General features: G+C 30.3%; 24 protein-coding genes. All 24 read left to right on the top strand.

Going from position 1 to position 19879, the window contains the following annotated elements; all coding sequences use genetic code 11:
* Positions 1-5: 5 nt before the first annotated feature.
* The 24 genes from steA to RIN63_RS06185 all read left to right on the top strand — a co-directional run bounded on the left by steA (position 6) and on the right by RIN63_RS06185 (position 19879).
* The gene (gene steA / locus RIN63_RS06070) at positions 6-1127 is read left to right on the top strand and encodes a putative cytokinetic ring protein SteA (RefSeq protein WP_310443807.1); all 1122 of its coding nucleotides are present in this window, start codon (positions 6-8) and stop codon (positions 1125-1127) included.
* 11 nt (positions 1128-1138) lie between these two features.
* On the top strand, positions 1139-2017 hold the full coding sequence (locus RIN63_RS06075; protein WP_310443808.1) for a copper transporter: 879 nt from the start codon (positions 1139-1141) through the stop codon (positions 2015-2017).
* A 15-nt stretch (positions 2018-2032) separates the two neighbouring features.
* The gene (locus RIN63_RS06080; protein WP_310443809.1) at positions 2033-2725 is read left to right on the top strand and encodes a glycosyltransferase family 2 protein; all 693 of its coding nucleotides are present in this window, start codon (positions 2033-2035) and stop codon (positions 2723-2725) included.
* 4 nt (positions 2726-2729) lie between these two features.
* Positions 2730-3545, top strand: a complete 816-nt coding sequence (locus RIN63_RS06085; RefSeq protein WP_310443810.1) for a phospho-N-acetylmuramoyl-pentapeptide-transferase — start codon at positions 2730-2732, stop codon at positions 3543-3545.
* A gap of 8 nt (positions 3546-3553) precedes the next feature.
* Positions 3554-4624, top strand: a complete 1071-nt coding sequence (locus RIN63_RS06090) for a DUF3866 family protein (RefSeq protein WP_310443811.1) — start codon at positions 3554-3556, stop codon at positions 4622-4624.
* A gap of 15 nt (positions 4625-4639) precedes the next feature.
* Complete coding sequence (locus RIN63_RS06095) at positions 4640-5182, top strand: NUDIX hydrolase (protein ID WP_310443812.1); 543 nt, start codon at positions 4640-4642, stop codon at positions 5180-5182.
* Between the two features lie 64 nt (positions 5183-5246).
* Entirely contained in the window at positions 5247-5873 is a 627-nt protein-coding gene (gene spoIIM / locus RIN63_RS06100; RefSeq protein ID WP_310443813.1) for a stage II sporulation protein M, read from the top strand.
* Between the two features lie 29 nt (positions 5874-5902).
* Positions 5903-6781 (top strand): site-specific tyrosine recombinase XerD, encoded by an 879-nt coding sequence (gene xerD / locus RIN63_RS06105; RefSeq protein ID WP_310443814.1) that lies wholly within the window; start codon positions 5903-5905, stop codon positions 6779-6781.
* 12 nt (positions 6782-6793) lie between these two features.
* A complete protein-coding gene (locus RIN63_RS06110; protein WP_310443815.1) occupies positions 6794-7612 on the top strand; it encodes a purine-nucleoside phosphorylase in 819 nt (272 codons plus the stop codon).
* A gap of 14 nt (positions 7613-7626) precedes the next feature.
* A complete protein-coding gene (locus RIN63_RS06115) occupies positions 7627-8937 on the top strand; it encodes a pyrimidine-nucleoside phosphorylase (protein WP_310443816.1) in 1311 nt (436 codons plus the stop codon).
* An 86-nt stretch (positions 8938-9023) separates the two neighbouring features.
* The gene (locus RIN63_RS06120; protein ID WP_310443817.1) at positions 9024-10181 is read left to right on the top strand and encodes a D-alanyl-D-alanine carboxypeptidase family protein; all 1158 of its coding nucleotides are present in this window, start codon (positions 9024-9026) and stop codon (positions 10179-10181) included.
* Positions 10182-10238: 57 nt separating this feature from the next.
* A complete protein-coding gene (locus tag RIN63_RS06125; protein WP_310443818.1) occupies positions 10239-10865 on the top strand; it encodes a site-2 protease family protein in 627 nt (208 codons plus the stop codon).
* Positions 10866-10882: 17 nt separating this feature from the next.
* Complete coding sequence (locus tag RIN63_RS06130; RefSeq protein ID WP_310443819.1) at positions 10883-11629, top strand: segregation/condensation protein A; 747 nt, start codon at positions 10883-10885, stop codon at positions 11627-11629.
* 3 nt (positions 11630-11632) lie between these two features.
* Positions 11633-12178 carry an SMC-Scp complex subunit ScpB gene (gene scpB / locus RIN63_RS06135; RefSeq protein ID WP_310443820.1) on the top strand — a complete coding sequence of 182 codons (546 nt, stop codon included), beginning with the start codon at positions 11633-11635 and terminating at the stop codon, positions 12176-12178.
* A 69-nt stretch (positions 12179-12247) separates the two neighbouring features.
* Positions 12248-12823, top strand: a complete 576-nt coding sequence (locus tag RIN63_RS06140; RefSeq protein ID WP_310443821.1) for a DUF2953 domain-containing protein — start codon at positions 12248-12250, stop codon at positions 12821-12823.
* Positions 12777-13208 carry a GerW family sporulation protein gene (gene ytfJ / locus RIN63_RS06145; RefSeq protein ID WP_310443822.1) on the top strand — a complete coding sequence of 144 codons (432 nt, stop codon included), beginning with the start codon at positions 12777-12779 and terminating at the stop codon, positions 13206-13208. Before RIN63_RS06140 ends, ytfJ begins: the two co-directional genes overlap by 47 nt.
* A gap of 73 nt (positions 13209-13281) precedes the next feature.
* Positions 13282-14385 (top strand): D-alanyl-D-alanine carboxypeptidase family protein, encoded by a 1104-nt coding sequence (locus RIN63_RS06150; RefSeq protein WP_310443824.1) that lies wholly within the window; start codon positions 13282-13284, stop codon positions 14383-14385.
* Between the two features lie 77 nt (positions 14386-14462).
* Positions 14463-15170 carry a pseudouridine synthase gene (locus RIN63_RS06155; RefSeq protein WP_310443825.1) on the top strand — a complete coding sequence of 236 codons (708 nt, stop codon included), beginning with the start codon at positions 14463-14465 and terminating at the stop codon, positions 15168-15170.
* Positions 15171-15187: 17 nt separating this feature from the next.
* Positions 15188-15592: a GNAT family N-acetyltransferase gene (locus tag RIN63_RS06160; RefSeq protein ID WP_310443826.1), complete on the top strand. Its 405-nt coding sequence runs from the start codon at positions 15188-15190 to the stop codon at positions 15590-15592.
* Positions 15582-16163: a class I SAM-dependent methyltransferase gene (locus RIN63_RS06165; RefSeq protein WP_310443827.1), complete on the top strand. Its 582-nt coding sequence runs from the start codon at positions 15582-15584 to the stop codon at positions 16161-16163. Before RIN63_RS06160 ends, RIN63_RS06165 begins: the two co-directional genes overlap by 11 nt.
* Positions 16164-16167: 4 nt before the next feature.
* On the top strand, positions 16168-17568 hold the full coding sequence (locus tag RIN63_RS06170) for an oxaloacetate decarboxylase subunit alpha (RefSeq protein WP_310443828.1): 1401 nt from the start codon (positions 16168-16170) through the stop codon (positions 17566-17568).
* Between the two features lie 149 nt (positions 17569-17717).
* On the top strand, positions 17718-17918 hold the full coding sequence (locus RIN63_RS06175; RefSeq protein ID WP_310443830.1) for a 4Fe-4S binding protein: 201 nt from the start codon (positions 17718-17720) through the stop codon (positions 17916-17918).
* A 1-nt stretch (position 17919) separates the two neighbouring features.
* Positions 17920-19056 (top strand): 2-oxoacid:acceptor oxidoreductase subunit alpha, encoded by a 1137-nt coding sequence (locus RIN63_RS06180; RefSeq protein ID WP_310443831.1) that lies wholly within the window; start codon positions 17920-17922, stop codon positions 19054-19056.
* A 1-nt stretch (position 19057) separates the two neighbouring features.
* A complete protein-coding gene (locus RIN63_RS06185; protein ID WP_310443832.1) occupies positions 19058-19879 on the top strand; it encodes a 2-oxoacid:ferredoxin oxidoreductase subunit beta in 822 nt (273 codons plus the stop codon).

The raw sequence follows: 19879 nt of genomic DNA on the forward strand, positions 1-19879 counted from the left end.
TGTTTGTGTATATCAAGGGTGTTGTTAAAAGAGATAAAAAAACAAAAAATTTGATAAATAGATTAGAGCAGAAAGATATAGCTATTATTTCACATAAAGACTTAGATGAAATTGCAGCAAGATCTTTGGTTGAAAAAAAAGTTTCATGTGTAATTAACACTGAATATACTATAAGTGGTAGATATCCAAATCTAGGGCCATCCATATTAATGGAAAATAATATACCTATTTTTGAAGTAAGGGATGTTCAAAGACTTGATAGCCTTATGGATGGAGATGTTATTGAAATTATTGATACTAATATAATGGCTAATGGTAAAAAGATAGCTGATTGTATTTACATTGATAATAGTATGATTGAGGAATTGTTAAAATTAGGTTATGATAATATAGAGAATCAGTTAGATATATTTATAGAAAATACTTTAGAATACGCAAGAAAAGAGAAGGGGTTAGTTACTGGGAAAATTACTATACCTACTATTGATACTGAAATATCAGGAAAACATGTACTTGTGGTTGTTAGAGGAAGTGATTATAAAAGGGATTTAATTACTATTAAATCTTATATTGATGAAGTCAAACCAATATTAATAGGTGTAGATGGTGGTGGTGATGCTTTATTGGAATTTGGATATGTACCTGATATTGTAATTGGTGATATGGACAGTGTTTCAGATAACTGTCTGTCAATCTCAAAGGAAGTAATTGTCCACGCCTATTCAGATGGTAGGGCACCAGGCTTAGAGAAAGTTAATAATCTAGGGATAAAGGCAAAAATTTTCCCATCACCTGGCACCAGTGAAGATGTAGCACTATTGCTAGCATTTGAAAAAGATGCCGATTTAATTGTTGCAGTTGGTAGTCATTCAAACATGATTGATTTCTTGGAAAAAGGAAGAGCAGGTATGTCAAGCACTTTTTTAGTAAGATTAAAAGTTGGTAGTAAGCTTGTAGATGCCAAGGGTGTAAATAAACTTTATAGCTCTTCATTTAAACCTAAGCATTTAGGTATAATTCTTGCAGCTGCATTTATTCCCATGATTATTTTAATTATTATAAATCCACTAACAAAGAATTTATTAACACTATTAAAAATAAAGATTAGACTACTATTTAGATTTTAAGGAGAAAAACTATGTTACCTAGTATGAGATTTTACATAATTTCAATTGTTTCAATTTTTGCAGCATTAGGAATTGGAATTTTTATTGGTTTTACCCTAAATACTCAGAGTTTTATTATTGAGCAAAATGATACTATCACTCAGGTTTTTGAATCCCAATTTGAAGTTATTATGGATGAAAATAAAAGTTTAAAAGCAAATGAAAAATTATTAGAACAAGAGAATAGTAATAAAGACGAATATATAGAATCTAGCTATAATTTTATTATTAACAATAGATTAAATGGACTAAATGTTGGAATAATTGAAACTACAGATGATTATATTACTTCTAGTATAGGTAGGGACTTGGAACTAGCAGGTGCTAAAGTTATCAATGTAACTACAATAAATAGTTCTATGACAAATAAGGAAGGATTAAGCAAGTTATATGAAGAGCTAAATATGGAAATTCCTCTAGATATTGTAGAAAATTCTGTTTCTTCTATTACAAAATCCATATTAACAGGGATACATGATCCCTTCTTAGAGGAGTTATACAAAAAAGGTTATATCAAGACTTCTGGAAATTATAATGAGAGCATTGATTATTTGATTATATGTGGAGGCAGCTTTACTGAATCAATAAGAAGGATTAATCTTGTAGATAAGCCAATAGTTGAAGTAGCAAAAGAATATAATATTCCTATACTAGGAGTTGAAAAATCAAATGTTAATTTTTCTTATATACCAAGATATAGGGATTTTGATATTTCAACTGTAGATAACATTGATATGATTATAGGAAAAGTATCAATGATATTATCAATGGAAGGGAACCCAGGAAATTATGGAATTAAAGATACTGCTGATGATGTAACACCTAATTTTCGTGGAATTATTCAAGACTAGATTGGGAGAGATATTATGAAAAATATGCAAAAAGTTGTATGTGTTGTACCAGTTTTTAATGAAGCTGATATAATAGTGGACACAATAGAAAATCTAAAGAAAATAAAGTATATAGATGAAATCGTAGTAGTTAACGATGGATCAAGCGATAACACTCTAGATGTAGTAAATAAATTAAATGTCAAAGTAATTGATCTAGGTAAGAATTTTGGAAAAGGCTTTGCAATGAAAACAGCTATAGATAATTTAGACTATGATATTATTATGTTTATCGATGGTGACTTAGGAGAGAGTAGTATTCAGGCTGAAAGTTTAATATTACCTATAATAAATGGTGATGCTGATGTATCCATTGCAAAATTTTCTAAGAGAAGTGACATGACAAATACAAAGGGTGGCTTTGGCATAGTAACGAAATTCTCTAAAAAGGGGGTCTATTTCTTTACAAAACAAGAAATAGATAGTTCTTTATCAGGTCAAAGAGTATATAAAAGAGAAGTAATTGATAAAATAAACTATATACCGGATAAGTTTGGTATTGAAGTTGCTATGACTATTCAAACATTAAATAATGGGTTTTCAATTATAGAGGTACCTGTTAGTATGAATCATAGATATAGTCAGAGAAATTTAAAAGGGTGGATACATAGAGGAAAGCAATTTTATGATATACTAAAGACATTCGTGATTATGTATTTTGGAAGGTGAAACCATGGACTATATAGGGCTGATATGTTTTTTTATTTCCTTAGTATTATCATATATTTGTTTACCTATGATAAAGGAAATGCTATTAAAATCTAATATTGTATGTGAGAACTTTAGAGATATTAAAATCCCTACATCCTTGGGATTAGTATTTGTTTTTGTGCAAGTTATAACTTTAGGTAGTGTAGAAATTATGTTTAATTTTAGTGATAACTTTAATTTAATATATCTATTAGGTTTTTCTTTCATCGGAATGTTAGGAATACTTGATGACTTAATAGGTGAAAAAAGAGTTAAGGGGCTTAGAGGGCATATTAAGGCTTTGTTTAGTGGAGTTCTGACAACTGGAGGCATAAAGGCTATTTTAGGTTTGTTCATATCAATTATTGTTAGCAATTATATATCTGTTACTTTCAAGGATTTTATTATTAACTCTTTGATTATAGGATTGTTTACTAATTTGATTAATATGTTTGATTTAAGGCCAGGTAGAGCTACTAAAGTTTTTGCTATTTTTGCACTACTATTTATACTAAGTGGTTTCATTAGAGAAAAATCATATATAATATATTCCTTGTTTGGCATACTAATTCCATATATAAGGTTAGATTTAAAGGCCATGGCTATGATGGGAGATGTAGGCTCAAATGTATTAGGATTTACTTTAGGGATATTAGCTGCTATAAGTTTTACTTTTGAATTTAGAATTATAATTTTAATTTTATTGATAGTATTTCATGTATTAGCTGAAAGAATTTCTTTCTCTAATATAATTGATAACAACAAAGTTCTAAAATATTTTGACAGTTTAGGAAGGTAGGGAAATCTATGATTAGTTATAGGAGTGGAATTGTATCTTCGATAGTGAATGAAAAAGGACATATTACTTGGATAGAAGTTAATATAAATGGACATATTTCTAAAGCAGTTAATTATAAGGATATTTCTGGTAATATATGCATAAATGATAAGGTAATCTTAAACACTACTGGAGTTGATTTAAATTTGGGAACTGGTGGATATCATTTTGTGATGTTTAATTTTTCTAATGAATCAAGAAACCTAGAAGGTCCAGGACACATAATGAAATTAAGATATACTCCATATCAAATGAAATGCTTAGTAGCTGAAGAAGAGGTAAGCCCTTATCATGAAGTATTTAATGAATTTAAGTCTTTGGAAAATCACATTTGTATTGTAGCTACACTACATAGCATGTTAGCACCAATTAGTGCCATGATTAAATATTTAAACTCCAATATTAATATAAATTATATTATGACCGATGGTGGAGCCTTACCTTTACATTTTAGTAATACGGTATCAGAACTAAAAGAAAAAGGTATTATCAACAATACAATTACCATTGGCCATGCATTTGGAGGAGATTTAGAATGTATTAATATTTATACAGGACTAATCGCAGCTAAAGAAATTTTAAAAGGTAATGTGACCATAATATCAATGGGACCAGGAATAGTAGGTTCAGGAACTAAATATGGCTTTACAGGTGTTGAACAAGGATCTATAATTGATGCTATAAATAATCTTGGTGGTAGAGCAGTTGCAGTGCCTAGAATTAGCTTTAGCGATAATAGGCATAGGCATAGAGGTATCAGTCATCATACAATGACAATATTATCTGAGATGACAAATACCAAGGCATACTGTGTATTTCCTTATTTAGAAGAGGCTAAGGTAAAGTTTATTACTGACCAAATTGAGTTATCAAATATAGGACAAAAACATAGTGTTGTATTCCAAGATGGGGAAGAAATCTTAGACGCTATGAATAAATATAACTTAAAAACTACCTCTATGGGTAGGACTATAGAAGATGATAAAGAATATTTTACTGCTTTAGGTGCAGTAGGAAAATTTGTAGTTAGTTTATTATAGAATGGAGGAGTAAAAATGATATTTGAAGAAAAAACTATGAAATCCGATAAATTATATGAGGGTAAAATACTTAATCTAAGGATTGACACAGTTGAGCTTCCAGATAAAAAGTATTCTAAGAGGGAGATAATTGAGCATCCTGGAGGAGTTGCGGTTGTACCCATAACGGATGATAATTGTATTATATTGGTTAAGCAATATAGAAAAGCAGTTGAACGATTTTTATTAGAGATACCTGCAGGTAAATTGGAATTGAATGAAGAGCCAAGAGAAACTGGAATTAGAGAATTAAAAGAAGAAACTGGTTTTTCTGCTGATAAGATGGAATACTTACTAGAATTCTATACTTCTCCAGGTTTTAGTAATGAAAAGATATATTTATTTCTAGCTACAGGTTTAATTGATGGAGAGGCTACTCCAGATTTAGGTGAATTTATACAAAGGGAAAAGTATAATATTGATGACTTAATAAAAATGATAGAACGTGGTGAAATCACTGATAGCAAGACCATTATAGGAATTAGCATGGCAAAAAAATATTTAGATAAAAATCAATAAAGTGATAATATCCTCCTTTTTAGCATAGTATTTTTTATAACTTGTTTACAAAGGGGGAAAAAAGTTGGTATCAAGAAAACTAAGTAATGCAACTAAAAGACATCTTCATAATAACTTTATACTATATTTTGCTTTGGCTGTGATTTTTATTACTGGAATAATAATCGGGTCTATAATATCAAGTAAACTAAATTTGGAACAAAGTATAAATATTAGTAATAGATTTAATTGGATATTTGGGTACATGAAAGATCAAGATATGAAATCTGTGGATGTGTTTTTATCTTCTTTACTGCCTAATATGACAATAATATTTATTATTTGGATATTAGGATTAGTAAGTATTGGTATTCCCGTAATACCTTTGCTGTTATGTTGGAAAGGTGTTAGAGTTGGTTTTACTGTTGGATTGTTAGTTGAATTATTTGGACTGAAGGGTTTTACATTTTCTTTATTAAGTTTATTACCACATTATCTAATTGAAATTCCTTGTTATTTGGGTATAGCTGCAGTGGGAACATCAAATTCTATTAACCTTTGGAGAAAAAGAAAAAGTAGAGTGAGTAACAGTAGTAATAGTGACTATTCAATGCTAATGCTATTATTATCTATTATCATTACTATAACTTGTTTACTTGATAGTATTTTAACTTCCTATATTCTCAAAATTACAGGATTGAATTTATTATAAATTAAATCTATCACAAAGGAGAAGTAATTATGACAATTATGATGAAATATTTGGATTACATGAAAAACGAAAAAAAATTGACAGAAAATACCCTTGAAGCATATATTCGGGATATACAACAATTTAAAGAATACTTAATCGAACATAAAATTAAAGACTACAATAATACAAACAAAACTGTCATTATTACATATTTAATGGATTTGCAGAGGAATGGCAAGGCTACTTCAACTATTTCAAGAAACCTAGCATCTCTTCGTTGCTTTTTTCAATATTTATTAAATAATAATTTTGTCAAAGAAGATCCAACATTAAATTTAAAATCACCTAAATCAGAAAAAAAAATTCCGGAAATTTTAACTGAAGATGAAGTAAATATTTTGTTGTCACAGCCATGTGCCAATGACTTTAAAGGCTCTAGGGACAAGGCTATGCTTGAATTATTATATGCAACGGGACTTAAGGTATCTGAAATAATATCCTTAGATATTGAGGCTATTGATTTAGATTTGGGTATACTTAAAGTGGCATCAAATGATAATAATTATAGAATTATACCTATTGGATCTGCTGCAATAAACGCTTTAGAAAATTATATTGCTACATATAGACCTGAGACTGATAAAAAAGAAGCTCTTTTTATTAATTACAGTGGGTGCAGATTAACTAGACAGGGATTTTGGAAGATTATTAAGCAATATACAAAAAAATCAAATATTAATAAGACTATAACCCCACATACTCTCAGACACTCATTCGCAGTTCATTTAATAGAGAATGGAGCAGATATAAAAACTGTTCAGGAAATGTTGGGGCATTCTGATGTATCGACTACACAAATTTATTCATTTGCATCAAAAGATAAAGAATTAAGAGATGTGTATTTTAGAGCACATCCAAGAGCATAGGGGGAGAAAATAATGAATTATATGATGAAAATTAGAGAGGCAGTTGATTATATTATTTCTAAGACAAATTATTTGCCTAAGATTGGTTTAATATTGGGATCAGGCTTAGGGAGTCTAGCTGAAAGGATTGAGGATCCAATTATTATTAAATATGTTGATATACCAAGCTTTCCAAAATCTACAGTTGAGGGACATGCTGGCCAATTAGTTATTGGTAAATTAGGCGGTAAAGTTGTTGTGGCAATGCAAGGAAGATTCCATTTTTATGAAGGTTATTCATTAAAAGATGTTACTTTTCCTATTAGAGTTATGATTGGCCTTGGTATAGAGAGTCTTATAGTAACTAATGCAGCTGGGGGAGCTAATACTCAATTTGTTCCTGGTGATTTGATGATTATATCTGATCACATTAATTTTACAGGCCAAAATCCTTTAATTGGGGAGAATCTAAATGAGCTAGGTCCAAGATTTGTAGATATGTCGAAGCCGTATAATAGAGATTTTATTCATTTGGCGAGGAAAACTGGAGAAAGGCTAGGCTTGAATTTAAAAGAAGGAATTTATATGTGGCTAACCGGTCCTACTTATGAAACACCAGCCGAAGTAAGATTGGCAAGGACTCTTGGGGCTGATGCAGTGGGTATGTCTACAGTTCCTGAAGTAATAGTGGCTAATCATCAAGGTATTAAAGTACTAGGAATTTCTTGTATAACGAATATGGCATCAGGAATTCTTGATCAACCACTTAATCATGAAGAGGTAATTGAAACATCCCTGAGAGTAAAGGATGACTTTGAAAGACTACTAGTAGAAATACTATATAATATTTAATAGGAGTGTAAGATATGAGAATGTATGATATTATCAAGAAAAAAAGAGATGGACATCCTCTTACATCGGAGGAAATTAACTACTTTATAAAGAATTATACTAAGGGAAGTATTCCAGACTATCAAGCATCAGCATTGTTGATGGCAATATATTTTAATAAAATGGATAAGAGAGAAACCCTAGATTTGACTAAAGCTATGATAAATTCTGGAGATCGTTTTGATTTATCAGATATTAACGGGATAAAAGTAGACAAACATTCAACTGGTGGTGTAGGTGATAGCGTAACTTTAATTTTAGGCCCAATGGTAGCTGCGTGCGGCGTACCTTTTGTTAAGATGTCTGGTAGGGGATTAGGTCATACTGGTGGCACTCTGGACAAATTAGAGTCTATTAAGGGGTTTAGAGTTGAATTAAGCAATGATGAGTTTGTGACAAATACAAATGATATTAATATTTGTATTTGTAGCCAAACAGGAAATATTACACCGGCAGATAAAAAACTATATTCATTAAGGGATGTAACTGCAACTGTAGAAAATACATCTTTGATTGCAGGTAGTATTATGAGCAAGAAACTAGCTATTGAATCAGATGCTATAATTTTAGATGTAAAAGTTGGTTCAGGAGCTTTTATGAAAAATATAGATGATGCTATTGCTTTAGCTAATGAAATGGTTTCTATTGGCAATTCATATGGTAGAAAAACTATTGCAGTTGTAAGCAATATGGATGAACCTTTAGGTAATGCAATTGGAAATACTTTAGAGGTAAAGGAAGCAATTGATACTTTAAAAGGTAGTGGACCAGAAGATTTGTTTCAATTATGTTTAGTGCTTGGTTCTAAGCTACTTGTACTAGCAAATAGGACAAAATCTGAATTAGAAGCAAGAGAATTGTTAATTGATGTTGTTAATTCGGGAAAGGCATTTGGAAAATTTCTTGAAATGGTAAAACATCAAGGTGGTGATATTTCTTATGTTGAAAATCCACACCTTTTCCCTAAAGCTAAATATATTGTTGAAGTAAAATCTCTAGATAATGGATATGTACAATCCATTAATGCTGAAGAAGTTGGTAAAGTAGCTTTATCTTTAGGAGCTGGAAGAGAAACCATGGAATCAGTTTTAGATTTATCTGTTGGTATTGTTTTAAATAAAAAGGTAGATGATAAAGTTGAGAAAGGCGAAATACTTGCATATATACATGCTAATGATATTGAGAAAGCAAAAATAGCAGAAAAATCTTTACCTCAGGTTTTTCTAATTGGTTCTAAGAATGCCACAAACAAGCAACTAATCTATAAAGAGATAGATCATATATAACCAATTATTGTAAAATTATTTTAGATTGCATAACTCAGGATTTTGTGGATAATATAAAAGCAAATACATGAAATGGAGGTATTAAGTTGAAAAGAAAACTTTTATCCATTATATTATTACTTTTGATTATTTTTCCAATATCCACAGAAGCTTATGCTGTTGAAGATTTAAAGATCAATGCTAAATCTGCTTTACTTATGGATGTTAATACTGGTGAGATTATCTATAGTTTAAACGAAAATGATAGATTGGCTCCTGCAAGTATTACTAAAATAATGACTTTATTATTAGCTATTGAAGCCGTGGATTCTGGTAGAATTTCCTTAAAGGATGAGGTAGTTATTAGCAAGCATGCCTCTGGAATGGGAGGGTCACAAGTATATCTAGAAGCTGGTGAAATTCAAATTGTAGAAGATTTATTCAAGGCTACCTCTATTAGGTCTGCTAATGATGCTGCAGTAGCATTAGCGGAATTTATAGCAGGATCTGAAGAAATTTTTGTAAATAAAATGAATGATAGAGCAAAGTCTTTAGGAATGAAAAACACATATTTTGTAAATGCTAGTGGATTGCCTAATGAAAACCATTATACATCTGCTTATGATGTAGCACTAATGTCTAGGGAGCTTTTGAAACATGATAAAGTTCATGATTGGCTCACTATTTATATGTATGATTTGGCTGTAGGTAAAACTAAATCTGGGATTCAAACAATGGTGAATACTAACAGGATGATTAAAGAATACGAGGGTACTACAGGTATTAAAACAGGTTCAACAAATGAAGCAGGTTACTGCTTATCATCTTCCGCTAAACGTGGCAATTTAGAGTTAATATCAGTAGTAATGGGGGCAGACAATTCTAAAAATAGATTTAACGAAGCAAAGAAAATGTTAGATTACGGTTTTGCAAACTACGACTCTGTATCTATTGGAAAAAAAGGAGATACCATCGCTACTTTACCCGTTGAAAAGGGAAAATTACAGGAAGTAGAGATTATATTGGAAAAAGATATCTATGTCTTATTACCAAAGGGAGAACAAGGAAACATTGAAAAAGAGATTATTTTACCAGATCAACTAGACGCTCCAATTATAGTAGGTGATGAAGCCGGAACCCTTGTACTTTTATTAAATGGCAAGGAAGTAGATAGGATAAAACTAGTTTCTAAATCTACCATTGAGAAGGCGAATTTAATTAATATTTTAGGAAGAACCATTAATGGTTACTTGAATGGTAGATAAATAAAATATAATCTAAAGTTTTTAATAACCTCGACTTTAAATTGTCGAGGTTGTATAATGTTATGTATAGGTTATTTTGAAAGAAGGTTGTTAGAAATGGATGTTATTTATAGATTACCAGGACTTTTTATTGCTATTGTATTTCATGAGCTTGCTCATGGTTTTACTGCATACAAGTTAGGTGATAATACAGCTAAAGATGCTGGAAGACTGACATTGAACCCTTTGAAACATATAGATTTAACTGGTTTTTTATTCTTGCTTTTATTTAAATTTGGGTGGGCCAAGCCTGTTCCAATAAATTCTTTTAATTTTAAAAATAGAAAAACCGGTATGATTTTGGTGTCAGTAGCAGGACCTTTAACTAATTTTATTTTGGCTATAATTTTCGGAAGCATTTTAACTTCAAACTTGATTACTAATGAAATATTATTTAATATAATATTAACTACAATGTGGTATAATATTATGCTAGGGGTGTTCAATTTACTACCATTTCCCCCATTAGATGGGTCGAAGATATTTGCATCTCTATTACCAAAGAAATTAGAATTTTACTTTTATATGTATGAGAAGTACTTATATATTATCTTAATTATCCTTATAGCTACCAATTCAATAGATAAAATAATGGGACCAATTATAGAAGCTGTATTAAACTTATTAATATTAATAATAGTATAGGTATGGGAGTTTTGTAAATGGATTATAAAATAATGATAGATGAATTTGAAGGGCCGATGGATTTGCTACTTCATTTAATTGATAAAGCAGAAATTGATATTTATGATATACCTATAAGTCACATAGCTGAACAATTTCTTGAATATATTCGTCATATGGATGATATTAATCTAGGTGTAACAGCAGATTTTCTTGTAATGGCAGCTACTTTATTAGAAATTAAATCAAAAATGTTACTTCCAAATAATAGCACCTCTGATGATTTACAAATGGAAATGGAAGAGATAGACCCTAGAGCAGAATTGGTTAGAAGATTAGTGGAGTATAAGAAATATAAAAAAGCTGCAGAAGAATTACGTTTGTTTGAAATATTACAATCTAAAGTTTATTATAAACCAAAAGAGGATTTAATAGATTATGAAGACTTTGAGATGGAACTTGAAGGATTGAATATAGAAGTTTTACTTAAATCCCTTAGTAATATTATTGTTAAAAGATCAAAAAGAGATAAAGTCTTAGATATTAGTGAAATACAAAGAGAAGAATATACATTAGAACAATGCATGGAAGATATTAAGTATAAACTGGGACTTTATAATAACATTAAATTTAGCGATTTACTTGATGAAGAAAGCACAAAAAAAGAGATAATTACTTTTTTTCTTTCTATCTTAGAATTGATTAGGATGAAATATATTAATGTAGAGCAAGAAAAAGATTTTTCTGATTTAATTATTATCAGAAAAATAAATGAGGAGAATTAGTTTATGGATATAAGAGAAATCAAATCTATTGTTGAAGCCCTATTATTTACATGGGGAGACCCCCTAGGAATTAAAGATATAGCTTCAATTCTAGAGATTGATGAAAAGGAGTTATCAAAAATAATTCATGAGATGATAGATGAATTTGATTTTAACATGAGAGGTCTTAGAATAATTAAAACTAATGATTCTTATCAGCTAGGCACAAGACCTGAACTTTTTGAGTGGATTAAGAAATTATCAACTACAAAAATTGCACGAAATCTATCAAATGCTGCATTGGAAACTTTATCTATAATCGCCTATAGGCAACCTATTATAAAATCGGATGTAGAAGCTATAAGAGGTGTTAGATGTGACAAATCAATTGAGACATTGATGGATCGGGGTTTGATTATAGAGCTTGGTCGTATGGACAGAGTGGGTAGACCAATATTATATGGAACTACGGATGTGTTTTTAAGAACTTTTGGGATAGAGAGTTTGGAAAAACTACCTCCATTAAAAGAGATAATTGATGATATGGAGAATGATGATATAGAGAAATAATACAAGTTATAGTATTATTTCTCTTTTTTTTGGAAATATATAGATATTGTTCATTTAGGGAGTGAGAGGATGATATATATCTATATATTTTTGCTAGTATGCCTAATACTAGTTTTTATACCTTTTAAAATTCAAACTTATTATGAATTTACTGAAATATCCAGGTATAAGATAACTATTACCTATTTGTTTGGATTACTAAAAAAAGAGTTTGAATCAGATAATAAAGAAATAACTATAGATAATAATAAAAATAACAAGCATCGGAAATACAAGATAAATTACTTAGATTTTACTCAGTATTTTATTGACAAAGGAAATATAAGTAAATTGTACTTTAGAACTAATATAGGATTTAAAGACCCAAATATACTTGGTATATCTATAGGAATTATTTGGTCATTAATAAATATTGTATTTGGATATTTCCTTAGGAACAATGATATAGATAAGATTAAGGAGAAGGATATTCAAGTAATACCATTGTTTAATCAAGATATTTTTGAAATATTTTTTTTATGCATAATAAAAGTAAATTTGGTTTATATTATTAAGGCATACATTAGGATTTCAAAGATAAGAAAAGGTGGTGATAGTATTGCCAGAACATCCAATAGAAGGATTAATGAAAACTACAATGAATAATCTAAAAGAAATGGTAGATGTAAATACTATTGTTGGTGACGCTGTTCATACGGCAGATGGATCAGTTATAATTCCAGTTTCCAAGATATCATTTGGATTTGCATCAGGGGGTAGTGAATTTAATAAAGTAAGAGATAAAAAAGATGGATTGACTGAAGAAAAATTTCCCTTTGGTGGGGGTAGTGGAGCTGGTGTTTCAGTATCTCCAGTTGGCTTTATTGTAGTTGGAAATGATCAGATAAAATTACTGACAGTTGATGAAGGGAGTAATGCATTGACAAATTTATTTGGATTTGTTGAAAAAATGGCAGATAACTTACAGCAATCATTTAGCAATAAAAATAGCAATTCAACTGAGAAAATGGATTATAATCAAATGCAATAGAATATTGAAGTTAACATCAAGATAGAAGCAGGATATTAATCTTGCTTCTTTTAAATTAATTTTGGAGGTAATTATGAAAAGGAAAATAATTATAATCTTATTATTGATAATAATGTTACTAAGTTATAGTATTGTTTATGGTGAAGACCTTAATTTATATGGTGAATCATATATCTTATTAGATAGTAATACAGGTAGAGTTTTATATGAGAAAAATGCGCATCAGAAAATGCCAATGGCAAGTACAACTAAGATTATGACAGCATTATTAGCATTGGAAAATGGAAAATTAGATGATAAAATTGTGATAAAAGATGAATCTGTTGGAATTGAGGGATCTAGTATTTATTTACGTGAGGGGGAAGTTATTAGCTTAAAAGATATGTTATATGGCTTGATGCTAAGATCAGGTAATGATTCAGCTGTTGCTATTGCTTTACATATTGGAAAATCTACAGATGAATTTGTAAATATGATGAATCAGAAAGCTAAATCAATTGGTGCTGAAAATACAAATTTTATCAACCCTCATGGGTTGCACGATGATTTGCACTATTCAACTGCATATGATATGGCCATTATTACAAAGGAAGCATTCAAATATAAAGAGTTTGCAAATATTGTGGGTTCTAAGTCATATACAGCAAACAGGGAAATCAATAATTATTATTACAATAAAAACAAAACTCTTTGGGAATATGAGGGAGGTGACGGAGTAAAAACAGGATATACGATGAAATCTGGGAGATGCTTAGTTTCTTCTGCAAATAAAAATGGGATGAGACTTATTGCAGTTTCCTTAAATGCTAGAGACTGGTTTAATGATAATTACAAATTACTTGATTATGGATTTGAGAATTATAAATCTACTCTGATATATTCTAGTGATCAATTTTTGAAAAAGACTAGTGTTATTAATGGAGATAAGGAATATGTAAATTTAGTAACAGAAAAATCTTATTTTTATCCTTTAAAAGAAGGTGAAAGAGAAAATATAAAAATTAGTTTTGAGATTCCTGATACTATTGAAGCGCCTATAGAGAAAGGTACTAAAATAGGATATATTTATACTTATTTAAATGGACAGTTAATTGACAAAAGTAATATAATTGCAAAGACTAATATAAAAGAAACTACAATTATAGAAAGAATGTTAAATAAATTGAGGAATAATTAAGATATCTTCACAATTTAATTTACATTCACAAAGAAACAGGGTAATATAGTAATACAAGATGTGAAAGGGGCTTTTATATGAGATTACAAAAGTATATAGCATTATGTGGTGTAGCGTCTAGAAGAAAGGCAGAAGAGTTAATATTAGAAGGTGTAGTAAAAGTCAACAACAAAGTTATTCAAGAACTAGGCGTCACTATAGACCCAGTTAAAGATATTGTAAAGGTAAATGATAAGCGTATTGTAGCAGAAAATAGAAAGGTTTACATTATGTTAAATAAACCAATAGGATTTGTAACTACTTTAAAAGATGAAAAAGATCGTAAAATAGTAACTGATTTGATTGAAGGAGTAAAAGAAAGAATTTATCCTGCGGGAAGGTTAGATGCTGACACTACTGGTTTATTAATTTTAACTAATGATGGAGATTTGGCTTATAAACTTACTCATCCAAGTAAAGAAGTAATGAAAAGATATATAGCTATTGTTGAAGGAGTACCTAACAAATGGGAACTAGAAAAGTTTAGACGTGGGCTTATTATAGATGGAAAGCCTACAGCTGAAGCTTTTATTAAGATAGCTAAAAGGTATGATGATGAATCAGTTCTTGATATTGCAATACATGAAGGTAGAAATAGGCAGGTCAAGAAGATGTGTGAGTCTATAAATCATCCTGTTAAAAAGTTAAAGAGGATATCAATTGGAGATTTAGAGCTTGGTGGATTGAATATAGGCAATTGGAGATATCTTGAGGAAGAGGAAATTCAATATTTAAAGAAATTATAATTGATGCGGAGGAAACCATGTTTATATTGCATGAGCATAATGAAGAAGACTCTAAAGAAATTAATCAGATATTAGTTGAAGAAAACATTGAAGATTTATCTGATGAAGGTCTAGTATATACCATAATAGAGGATGATAATATATGTGGGATAGCTAAAGCAGAGATAATAAATGAAGATTGGACTTTGAAGTATTTAGTTATTAAAAAAGCCAGTAGAGGAGAAAATCTAGGGGATGCTCTACTTAGGGCCTTGCTGAGCAAACTAGATAATCAAGGCATAAAAAAGATATTATATAAAGAAGCTAATTCCTATTTAGCTAAAAAAGGATTTGAGCTAAATAAGAATAATCGACTAGAACTTCATATTCCTGACATATTTAAAAAAGGCTGTAATAGTTGTGGAGGATGTAATGACTTATAATGAGATAGTTAATACTATAAAGATATCTAAAGATATTATTAATAAACATGTAAAAGAAGGACAAACAGTTTTAGATTGTACTGTGGGTAATGGCAATGATACATTACTTCTTGCACAATTAGTAGGAAATACAGGTAAAGTAATTGGTTTTGATATTCAAAAAGAAGCATTAGATATAACTTGGAAAAATTTAACTTGTGAAAATATAGACAATAGGGTAGAATTAATAGAAGACAGTCATGAAAATGTAGATTTATATATCAAAGAAAAAATAGATTTTGCTATTTACAATCTTGGGTACCTACCTAAAGGAAATAAAAATATCAAAACAACTAAAGAAACTACTCTTATAAGTTTAAAAAAAGTGATTGGACTTCTAAATGAAAATGCAATTATTCTGATTATCTGTTATATAGGCCATGATGGTGGACTTGATGAGAAGAATGGGGTTGAAGAATTTTTGAAAGATTTAGATCAGAAGGAATTCAATGCAATTAAATACGATTTTATTAACCAAAAGAATTTCCCGCCTATTTTATTTGGCGTAGAAAAATCTAAAACTAGGAGGTAGTATAATGACAGGTGTAAAGTTTACAGATACTATTTTAAGAGATGCTCATCAATCTTTGATAGCAACTAGAATGAAGCTTGAAGACATGCTTCCTATAGCAGAAAAACTTGATAATGTTGGATTTTATGCATTAGAAGTATGGGGAGGAGCTACATTTGATTCTTGCTTAAGATTTTTAAATGAAGATCCATGGGAAAGACTTAGATCTCTTCGTAGTGCTTTTAAAAAGACAAAGCTTCAAATGTTATTAAGAGGCCAAAACATATTAGGATATAGGCATTATCCAGATGATGTTTTAGAGGAATTTGTTAAGAAATCGATTGAAAATGGAATAGATATTATTAGAATATTTGATGCTTTAAATGATCTTAGAAATATTGAAAAATCAATAGAATTTACAAAGAAATATGGAGGACATGCTCAGGCTGCTATTTCATATACAACGAGTCCAATTCATAATACCAAATATTTCGTTGATTTAGCTAGAGATATGGAAAAGATTGGAGCTGATTCAATCTGTATAAAGGATATGTCTGGTATATTATTACCTTACCCTGCTGAAGAATTGGTTAAGGAAATGAAAAAGGTTATTTCTATTCCAATAGAAATACATTCGCATTTTACTAGTGGTATAGCTAATCAAACTTATATGAAAGCTATAGAAGCAGGAGCAGACATTATTGATACTGCAATTTCTCCTTTAGGGAATGGTACTTCTCAACCAGCTACTGAACCTATGATAGCGTCTCTTGAAGGATCACCTCATTATCCATCCGATATTAATATGGAATTGTTACTTGAGGTATCTGATTATTTTAAAGTATTAAGAGATAGGTATTTGGAAGAAGGATTACTTAATACTAAAGTATTAAATGTGGATGTAAATACATTAATATATCAAGTACCTGGTGGAATGCTTTCGAATTTAGTATCTCAATTAAGTAGTCAAGGTGCAGAAGACAAATTTGATGAAGTTTTAAAAGAAGTTCCTAGAGTAAGAGAAGACTTTGGATATCCACCTTTAGTAACCCCAATGAGTCAAATGGTTGGAACTCAAGCTGTATTTAATGTTGTATTAGGTGAGAGGTATAAAATGGTACCAAATGAGGCGAAAAATTATGTAAAGGGTCTATATGGTAAACCAACATTGCCGATTCCCGATGATATTAAAAAGAAGATTATTGGTGATGAAGAGGTATTTACTGGAAGACCAGCAGATTTAATGGAGCCTCAATTAAATCAATTTAGGGAAGAAATCAAACAATATATAGAACAGGATGAAGATGTTTTATCTTATGCATTGTTTCCTCAAATTGCATTAACTTTCTTTAAGCAAAGACAAGCAGAAAAATATAAGATTGATAGTGAATTATATAATGAAGAATTCAAAACATATCCAGTTTAAAACAAGCCATAATGGCTTGTTTTTTTAAGGGATATGAAACAAAACTTGCATAAATCAAATAATTTACAAAATAATGAAATAAATCTTGCAAATAGTATATTACTTTGCTATTATTGAATTAACAAATATTACATAAGGGGGAAATTGAATTGCCAACAAAGACAGAAAAATCTCTTACAGTTGATAAAAAATGGTGTAAAGGTTGTGGGATCTGTGTTGCATTTTGTCCTAAAAATGTACTTGAAATAAAAGATGGGAAGGTTAATATTAAAGATTTAGATGCATGCATTCAATGTGGACAATGTGAACTTAGATGTCCTGATTTTGCAATTTATTTAGGGGGTAAATAAGATGTCTGAAAAAACAATTAGATTGATGCAAGGGAATGAAGCCTGTGTTGAGGGTGCACTAGCTGCAGGTATGAAGTTTTATGCAGGATATCCTATTACACCATCTACTGAAATTGCAGAGATTTCGGCAGAGAGGTTACCAAAAATTGGTGGTAAGTTTATTCAAATGGAAGATGAAATCGCAGGTATTTCTGCAATTATTGGTGCTGCTTTATCTGGAGAAAAGGCTATGACTGCTACTAGTGGACCTGGTTTTTCTCTTAAACAAGAAGGAATTGGATACGCTATTATAACTGAAACACCATGTGTGATTGTAAATGTTCAAAGAGGTGGTCCGAGTACTGGGTTACCAACTGCACCTGCTCAGGGTGAAATAATGCAGGCTAGATGGGGAACTCATGGGGATCATTCAATTATTGCACTATATCCTTGGTCAGTAAAGGAAATTTATACTACAACAATTAAAGCATTTAATTTAGCAGAAAAGTATAGAACTCCTGTTATTCTTTTAATGGATGAAGTTATTGGACATATGAGAGAGAAAATTGATTTTTCAGAAGTAAATGATATTGAAATTGTAAATAGAAAGAAGCCAACATGTGCTCCGGAAGAATACAAAGCTTATAAAGTGCAAGAAGGAGATATAGTTCCAGAAATGGCTGGTTTTGGTGAAGGATATAGATTCCATGTAACTGGGTTAGTCCATGGAGAATCAGGATTTCCATCTGGAAATGAAAAAATTGCTGAATCATTAATAAATAGATTGATCGATAAAATTGAAGATAATGTAGATGATATAGTAGAAGTACAGGAATACTTAATAGATGATGCTGATGTTGCTATAGTAGCCTTTGGTTCGACGGCTCGATCTTCTAAATCAGCAGTAGATACTTTAAGATCAGAAGGTATTAAAGCTGGTTTATTTAGACCTATTACTATTTGGCCTTTAGCTGAAAAGCAGTTAATTAACTTATCTAAAAAAGTCAAACGCATAGTAGTTGTAGAAATGAATATGGGTCAGTACTTTTTAGAAGTAGATAGAGTTGCAGGTAAATACACTAAGGTAGAGAAATATAATCGTGTTAATGGAGAACTTATAACACCTGAAGAAATTATTTCTTTTGTTAAGGAGGTTTAATATGCCTAGTCAATTAGTTAATGAATATTTCAGAACGGCAAATCTACCACATATATGGTGTCCTGGTTGTGGTAATGGTATTGTTACAAGGGCTATAGTAAAGGCTATTGATAATTTAGGATTAAACAAAGATGATTGTTGTATAGTATCAGGTATCGGGTGTTCCTCAAGAGCTTCAGGATACTTAGATTTTAATACATTACACACTACTCACGGTAGAGCTCTGGCTTTTGCTACAGGTATTAAACTTGCTAATCCAAAGTTAAATGTAATTGTAATAACTGGAGATGGTGATTGCTCTGCTATCGGAGGAAATCATTTAATTCATGCTGCTAGGAGAAATATAGATATTACTACTATCGTATTTAATAATAATACTTACGGTATGACTGGTGGTCAATATTCGCCTACAACTCCAACAGGTGACAAAGGAACAACAGCACCTTATGGTAATATTGATATGAATTTTGACCTTTGTGAACTTGCAAAGGCTGCTGGTGCTACTTATGTAAGTAGAGGTACTATTTTTACAGCTAATATGTTAATTAAGCAAGTTGAAGAAGGCATTAAAAGCAAAGGATTCTCTTTCATTGAAGCTATGACAATATGTCCTACTTATTATGGAAGAAAAAACAAAAAAGGCGAAGCTGTAGATATGATGACTTATTTGAAAGAAAATGCTATTAATATAGCAGCTTATGATAAATTAACAGATGAACAAAGAGCGGGTAAATTTGTTGTTGGAGAGTTATATAAGAATACTAGACCAGAATACACAGAAGAATACCAAAAGATTATAGATTCTTTTTCAAAGGAGAGATAA

Origin of the sequence: Tissierella sp., from assembly GCF_031460495.1 — a bacterium.
Lineage (GTDB): Bacteria > Bacillota > Clostridia > Tissierellales > Tissierellaceae > JAVKTS01.

Bases quoted from the DNA above. Each gene is read 5' to 3' on its own strand.
- RIN63_RS06130 (WP_310443819.1), top strand. From the start codon at position 10,883: ATGGATTATAAAATAATGATAGATGAATTTGAAGGGCCGATGGATTTG.
- RIN63_RS06160 (WP_310443826.1), top strand. From the start codon at position 15,188: ATGTTTATATTGCATGAGCATAATGAAGAAGACTCTAAAGAAATTAAT.
- RIN63_RS06150 (WP_310443824.1), top strand. From the start codon at position 13,282: ATGAAAAGGAAAATAATTATAATCTTATTATTGATAATAATGTTACTA.
- RIN63_RS06180 (WP_310443831.1), top strand. From the start codon at position 17,920: ATGTCTGAAAAAACAATTAGATTGATGCAAGGGAATGAAGCCTGTGTT.
- RIN63_RS06110 (WP_310443815.1), top strand. From the start codon at position 6,794: ATGAATTATATGATGAAAATTAGAGAGGCAGTTGATTATATTATTTCT.
- RIN63_RS06170 (WP_310443828.1), top strand. From the start codon at position 16,168: ATGACAGGTGTAAAGTTTACAGATACTATTTTAAGAGATGCTCATCAA.
- RIN63_RS06155 (WP_310443825.1), top strand. From the start codon at position 14,463: ATGAGATTACAAAAGTATATAGCATTATGTGGTGTAGCGTCTAGAAGA.
- RIN63_RS06080 (WP_310443809.1), top strand. From the start codon at position 2,033: ATGAAAAATATGCAAAAAGTTGTATGTGTTGTACCAGTTTTTAATGAA.
- RIN63_RS06095 (WP_310443812.1), top strand. From the start codon at position 4,640: ATGATATTTGAAGAAAAAACTATGAAATCCGATAAATTATATGAGGGT.
- RIN63_RS06125 (WP_310443818.1), top strand. From the start codon at position 10,239: ATGTTATGTATAGGTTATTTTGAAAGAAGGTTGTTAGAAATGGATGTT.
- RIN63_RS06115 (WP_310443816.1), top strand. From the start codon at position 7,627: ATGAGAATGTATGATATTATCAAGAAAAAAAGAGATGGACATCCTCTT.
- xerD (WP_310443814.1), top strand. From the start codon at position 5,903: ATGACAATTATGATGAAATATTTGGATTACATGAAAAACGAAAAAAAA.
- scpB (WP_310443820.1), top strand. From the start codon at position 11,633: ATGGATATAAGAGAAATCAAATCTATTGTTGAAGCCCTATTATTTACA.
- RIN63_RS06075 (WP_310443808.1), top strand. From the start codon at position 1,139: ATGTTACCTAGTATGAGATTTTACATAATTTCAATTGTTTCAATTTTT.
- RIN63_RS06185 (WP_310443832.1), top strand. From the start codon at position 19,058: ATGCCTAGTCAATTAGTTAATGAATATTTCAGAACGGCAAATCTACCA.
- RIN63_RS06090 (WP_310443811.1), top strand. From the start codon at position 3,554: ATGATTAGTTATAGGAGTGGAATTGTATCTTCGATAGTGAATGAAAAA.
- RIN63_RS06165 (WP_310443827.1), top strand. From the start codon at position 15,582: ATGACTTATAATGAGATAGTTAATACTATAAAGATATCTAAAGATATT.
- RIN63_RS06140 (WP_310443821.1), top strand. From the start codon at position 12,248: ATGATATATATCTATATATTTTTGCTAGTATGCCTAATACTAGTTTTT.
- RIN63_RS06085 (WP_310443810.1), top strand. From the start codon at position 2,730: ATGGACTATATAGGGCTGATATGTTTTTTTATTTCCTTAGTATTATCA.